6 protein-coding genes are annotated in these 6,000 nt (G+C 40.9%); 3 read left to right on the top strand and 3 right to left on the bottom strand.

The window, feature by feature from the left end; translation table 11 throughout:
* Positions 1 to 87: 87 nt before the first annotated feature.
* The gene (locus GHD25_RS18835) at positions 88 to 1,017 is read right to left on the bottom strand and encodes a DsbA family protein (protein WP_164219779.1); all 930 of its coding nucleotides are present in this window, start codon (positions 1,015 to 1,017) and stop codon (positions 88 to 90) included.
* A 164-nt stretch (positions 1,018 to 1,181) separates the two neighbouring features.
* Between GHD25_RS18835 and GHD25_RS18830 the strand changes: the two genes are divergently transcribed.
* The 3 genes from GHD25_RS18830 (at position 1,182) to GHD25_RS18820 (ending at position 4,605) form a co-directional block, all read left to right on the top strand.
* Positions 1,182 to 1,739, top strand: coding sequence for a TetR/AcrR family transcriptional regulator (locus GHD25_RS18830; protein WP_164219777.1), 558 nt, complete (start codon positions 1,182 to 1,184; stop codon positions 1,737 to 1,739).
* A gap of 294 nt (positions 1,740 to 2,033) precedes the next feature.
* The gene (locus GHD25_RS18825; protein ID WP_164219775.1) at positions 2,034 to 3,230 is read left to right on the top strand and encodes a DUF4317 domain-containing protein; all 1,197 of its coding nucleotides are present in this window, start codon (positions 2,034 to 2,036) and stop codon (positions 3,228 to 3,230) included.
* 208 nt (positions 3,231 to 3,438) lie between these two features.
* Positions 3,439 to 4,605 carry an MFS transporter gene (locus GHD25_RS18820; RefSeq protein ID WP_164219773.1) on the top strand — a complete coding sequence of 389 codons (1,167 nt, stop codon included), beginning with the start codon at positions 3,439 to 3,441 and terminating at the stop codon, positions 4,603 to 4,605.
* Between the two features lie 55 nt (positions 4,606 to 4,660).
* Here GHD25_RS18820 and GHD25_RS18815 read toward each other — a convergent pair whose 3' ends face one another.
* Together GHD25_RS18815 and GHD25_RS18810 are read right to left on the bottom strand one after the other, a co-directional pair.
* Complete coding sequence (locus GHD25_RS18815) at positions 4,661 to 5,455, bottom strand: ABC transporter substrate-binding protein (RefSeq protein ID WP_164219771.1); 795 nt, start codon at positions 5,453 to 5,455, stop codon at positions 4,661 to 4,663.
* Positions 5,445 to 5,783: a hypothetical protein gene (locus tag GHD25_RS18810; protein ID WP_164219769.1), complete on the bottom strand. Its 339-nt coding sequence runs from the start codon at positions 5,781 to 5,783 to the stop codon at positions 5,445 to 5,447. Before GHD25_RS18810 ends, GHD25_RS18815 begins: the two co-directional genes overlap by 11 nt.
* Positions 5,784 to 6,000 lie beyond the last annotated feature (217 nt).

Below are 6,000 nucleotides of genomic sequence, written 5' to 3'. Positions count from 1 at the left end.
AATCTTAAAGATCGGGTTTTAAAATATCTTGAGTAAGAATTAACTTACACACTTTATTTGACAAACCCAAATTGTTTTGTCACACTCTCAATTTTCTTTTGTTAAATACTTCTCCCCAAGCACTTCTTTCTCTTCATAATTTTCTGCTGCTAATTGTTCCTGTACGAAAGCGGATAGATCGGATTTGTCCACATCGTACATAACTTCAATTTCTTTGGCGAAAAGAAGTTTTTCTTTATCCAGCAGATTGGATAGGGATGGCTGATCCTTGGGCTTAGGCGTTTCATTTAGAATTTGTGATAAACCCGAAACATAGTATTCGAGCGGGCGACTGCCGACTACCCTTACCCCTTTGTTTTCTTTATTGACCATAATAATGGTTGGAAAACCTCTGGCACCCAGCCTTCCTGCAAGTGCAAAATCTTCATCCAGCAACTGCTGCCCACCTTGTTCTTCTGCTTCTTCCACGATTTCTTCTCCATTCAGTCCCAGCCGATTAACGGTTTCGGTCATTATGGATGCTTCGGCAATATTTTCATTAAAAGCAAACAGTGCCTCTCTTGCGCGCCGCAGGTACTCATAAGCTTTTTCATCGCCGTGATGTTTTTGTATCACCTTATATACGCGGGACGGCGGGTAAGAGGAATGCACCGGATTGTCAATCATCAGGGAGCCGTCAATCGGCATCCGGGATTGTTCCCCGACTTCTCTCCAATGGCCGGCAACATCCGCTGGTCCGTTAATCCCGTTCGCAGGATCCACCGGTCCGCCGTGCCATTTTTCCAGTAAGCCTCCCATTACCGTATGGAAGTTGAAATAATCGCCATATTGTTCTTTGAATCGGCGAAGTGTCGGTTCAAGTGCCCAGCAGTGGGAGCAAATTGGATCTGTCACATAGTATAAATCAATGGTTTTCTTTGGCTGGCTGAAATCGATGACTTCCAGTTCCCCACCTTCCCCAGCTGGACCGCATACCCCAGTTTCCGGATCACAAATTAAATTATTTTTATCAGACATTATATTTTCACCCTTCTTTATTTCAATTTCTAGCCTGAGTATTTTTACCTGTTATAATTGTATTGTAGTATATATTGACGTAAATCCATACCAATAGTTTCTTGGATATGTTGTTTATACAACACAACTGAGGAATTGTTGAAAAAATAGGAGGGGTTTCTCATATGAGTGAGCCAAAAACGGATCCCCGAATTCTTAGGACGCGTAAATTAATCATGGATTCTTTTATCGAACTCTCGGAAGAAAAAGAATTCAAGGATATAACGATAAAGGATATTACATCAAAGGCTATGATTAACCGGGCGACGTTCTACTACCATTTCCAAGATATTTATGACCTGCTGGAGCGTGCATTATCAGAAGTATTACTGATAAATCTGGATTACAGTACGTACGGGGAAAGTGAGTTAAACAATGAAGATTTCGTGAGTATCTTTAAAGCCATAGCTGATTTTCAGCAATCCTTATCCCATCGCTGCCATCGCGGATATGAGGATACGATCGCCCGTATCATCAGGGAACAGCTTTACGTGATTTTTTTCAAGATGCTGCAAAAGAAACACCCGAATGAAAAGGAAAAAACGCTGAAACTTACAGCAACCATGTTAAGCTGGGGAATTTACGGCGCTTCCGTGGAATGGAGAAAAAATAATAGCAGCATGGCGCCGGAGGAATTTATTGAATCTGCAATCCCTTTTATAAAACAAGGTATTGAATTATAAAGAGGGACAGATACCATTCCGAGAAGCTAACTCGGACAAGTGGTAACTGTCCCTCTTCCATATTCGGTAAAGCTCGGCTAAATCCGGGGAATAACATAAATGGGATATGTCTGCGAAATTAGAGTATTTTGGCGCAGCCCAAAATCTCTACCTGGGTAAAGTATTCATCAAAGCCCAAATTTTTACGGTGGGAAGAGCATTTTAGCTCAGCCCCAAGCACTCCATTTGTGTTAGAATGGGAGAATGTGAGCAAAGTTTCATACAACCAGAAAACGAGTACAGGAGAGGAATACATTGAACAAAAAGGATATTGCAAATATAAAAAAGCAATTTAAAATAAACAATGATCTGCTGAAAATCCATGAGATATATAATGTATACATAATGAAGGAATCCAGCGAAATATATCATCAGCAAAGTTTACCGTTTGAACTGATGGAAGAGGAACAGAAAGAGTTATTTATGGATAATTTTAAGAAGGTGCTGACAGGTCAGCTTGATCAAAAACTTTTCGAATTGAAATTCCGGCGTGACGCAGAAGACAGCAGCCAGCTCATACTTCATCAAGGCTTATTAAGCAATGACACAGAAGAATGGAAAGCATATATGCTGCGCATGGTGGAGAAAATGCTGAAAGACAAGCAATATGAAATGGATGTGGTAGTTACATTCATCCGGGGAGAATATATGAAACCGATGAAACGCCGCAGTGAAGAATACGATGAAAGCGGGCGGGATAACGTTCATTCTCACTCCTTCATCCTGTGCAGCATGAATAAAACGCAAGATCCAAAAAAAGAGCTGCTTTTTGACTACGTGGAAAAAGAGTTTAAATATAACTTTGTTGTGGATCCTATTATCAACTTGAAAGCCCCGATTTCCGGATTTCTCTTTCCATGCTTTACTGACAATGCTGCAGATGTCAACCGTGTGCTTTATTCTGCAGGAAAAGCGAATGAGCCGAGTTATCATTTTATGGAAGAAGTACTAAACGCCGAAGAAATAATGACGGCGCATGAAGATAAAATAGTTTTTGAGGAAATCGTAAAGAAGGTAACCGGGGATCAAATCAATACGTCGACCCTTTCCAATGTTTACGAAGAAATTCATCAGGTCATGGAAGAGAATGAAGAAGAGGACGATACACCAAGACTGGATTACAGGGACGTGGAAAAAGTATTGAAAAGCAGCGGTGTGGAAGATGTAGATTCAGAAAAAGTAGAGGATGCCTTTAAAACTGTCATTGACGATGAAAAATATGAATTTAAAGCAAATAACATCATACCGAAGTATAATTCCAAATCTATTAAAATTAAAACGAAAATAGCGGATATTTCCGTGAGTCCGCAAGATTTAAGATATGTACGCCAGGTCGAATTGAACGGAAAACTCTGTCTCATGCTGGAAGTAGAAGAAAATGCGGAGATTGAAGGGTTTGAGATGATACCGGAAGCTTTATTTGAAAAAGCAAAAGACCATGATGAAGATTAACTTTCGAGAAACTTTCCGGCTGCGGAAGAAGTAAATGTGGCTATGCATTTATATGTAATGATAAAATAAATGGAAACATAGAAGTTTTTTCGTAAAAAAGAGAAATGGGATTTTGCCTTTCATTTGCATCCCTGTAAACAGGGAATGAATAAAACTTCCTTGAAATTACAATTTTCCCGTTTTCATTAATAACTGAGGTGGAATCACATTGAAGCTTAAAAAAGTACTGCCAATCCTTTTTATAGTGATGTTTTTGGTCATGGTTGGCTTTGGAATTATTATTCCTGTCCTTCCATTTTATGCCGAAGAATTGGGGGCTTCCCCGGCTGAATTAGGCTTATTAATGGCTGTTTACTCCCTGATGCAGTTTATCTTTGCACCAATGTGGGGCCGTATTTCTGATCGTATTGGACGGAAACCAGTCATTCTGATTGGGATTTTTGGGCTTTCGGTCTCCTTTTTTATGATGGCTCTTTCCAGTCAGCTTTGGATGCTGTTTGCTGCCAGAATCATTGGCGGTGCATTGTCTGCGGCGAATATGCCGACAGTAATGGCATATGTTGCGGATATTACGACTGAGAATGACCGGGGAAAAGGAATGGGTATTATAGGAGCAGCGACAGGACTCGGATTTATCTTTGGTCCGGCGATTGGCGGTATGTTTACAAACATTAATCTGGATGCACCGTTTTACATAGCAGGCACAGTTGCTTTCCTGACCATGCTTCTTGTATTGTTTGTACTGAAAGAATCGATCCATGTATCGGCAAATAAAGCTGCAGCCCAGAAAAAAGGATCCTGGAAAAATGTTTTTCAAGGGCCTTTAGCGACGCTCTATATTCTGCAATTTTTTATTACTGTATCGTTGGCCGCACTGGAGGCTACCTTTGCTTATTTTGCGGCAGCAAGGGCAGGGCTTGATGCTGTTACACTTGGCTATATCTTCATGATTATGGGGCTGGCGAGTGCGGCGGTTCAGGGATCTATGGGGGTATTGACGAAAAAATTCGGGGAAGTGCGGATCATTCAAGTCGGGATTATTGTTTCGGCGCTTGGTTTTGCATTAATCCTGTTTATCCAGGACTTTATCACGGCGGCTATATTCCTTTCTATTTTCGGTGCAGGGAATGGGGTTATCCGGCCAAGTGTCTCCTCATTATTGACGAAAAAATCAAAGGCAGGCTACGGGATGGTTACCGGCTCATTATCTTCCTTTGATTCCCTGGGAAGAATTATCGGTCCTGTGGTGGGAGGATTCCTGTATTCCGTCTTTATCGGGCTGCCATACATTTTTGGAATCCTTTTGTCCGTTTTTGTCTTTGTTCTGTTTCAGGTTTCCCTAAACAGAACAAGACTTGGTGAGGGTCATCCTTAACTTCCCTTCCGTATATACGCATGAGTTTTGCTCCTGCGTACTAAAAGGAGCGCCTTTACAGGCTGCTCCTTTTATTTAGAACTCTATTAAAATATGGGGCAGCTTCGATCATCCGCGGGCCATACCAGAACATCTCCCCGTCCAGGCTCATTACGGTAACATCGGGGAAAAGCTTCGAAAATTGCTGGATATGTTTTTCACGAAATGGAAATGGTTCGGTGGCCAAAAATATATAATCCAAATCAGCATTTCGGAAATCCTCTTCGGTTACCTCAGGATATCTCCCGTCATAATCGGCAAAAGCGTTGGTGAATCCCATTTTGTCCAGCAGAGAGGTAATGTACGTATCTGATCCCGCTGCCATATAAGGATTCTGCCAAATAATATAGGCGTATTTTTTTCCGTGGCCCGACGGAAGAGACTGGATGGCTGTGGCAATTTCAGACTGCAGCTTTTCCGACTCCACTCGGCGATCTGTTATCGTACCAAGATCTTCGATAATTTTAAATGTATCATCTACAGTTTGTATTTCACAGACATAAACCGGAAACTCTTTTTCCAGCTGCTCCACAATTTCTTTTGTGTTTTCCTCTTTTTCGGCAATAATAAGCGCTGGATTCAGCTCTCTGATTTGGTCAAATTTCACTTTTTTCGTTCCGCCGATGGTTTTTGCCTGTGCAACCTTTTCTTTCGGATAAATACAATAACGTGTTCTCCCCACAATTTCATTTTCCAGCTCCAGGGAATAAAGAATGTCCGTAATGCCGGGGACGATGGAAATAATTCTTTTTGGCGGATAGGCGAATTCCACCTCACGTCCAAGGTGATCGGTAGCTTTTTTATTTGTCATTTGATCCCTCCTTCTTCAGAAAGGTCTTTTCTTCCTTTGTTAAAGGGGCTCCATTAATCCGCAGGCTGCTGTCGAGCTTAATCTGCCCGTCTATGAGATTTTCAGCTGCCAGTATACAGGGGATATGGTCATTTACCTCTTTCCCGTCCTGATCATAAAATAAATAGCCTTCTCTTTCATCATATATAAAAGAGCTGATTTTCATGTTAGGGGTAGTGAATAAAGTTAACTTTCCCTGGTCATTCCATATTACTTTGATGATAATTTTTTTCTTCAGTTTCTTTTCGATGTATGTTTTAAAAGCAGGCATTGAAATGCTTTCCGACATAAGATACCTCCAATAAAGGTAAGTGGTATGAATACTACTTTAATTATAACTGATTTGTTTACTGAATCATATTATTCTTCGGTTTTCCGGTACTATTGGAGCCCGGCTGAAGTCAGGCTTCTCTAAATGCCGGAAAAACCAATAATTCTTATTTGTTAAGTTGGTTTTCTTATTGACATCCCGGTCAACTCCATTTATGATTAAAAGCAATCACATA

Origin of the sequence: Virgibacillus aidingensis (assembly GCF_010994035.1) — a bacterium.
Taxonomy (GTDB): Bacteria; Bacillota; Bacilli; order Bacillales; family Amphibacillaceae; genus Virgibacillus_N.
This window is presented reverse-complemented; position numbering and strand designations above follow the sequence as displayed.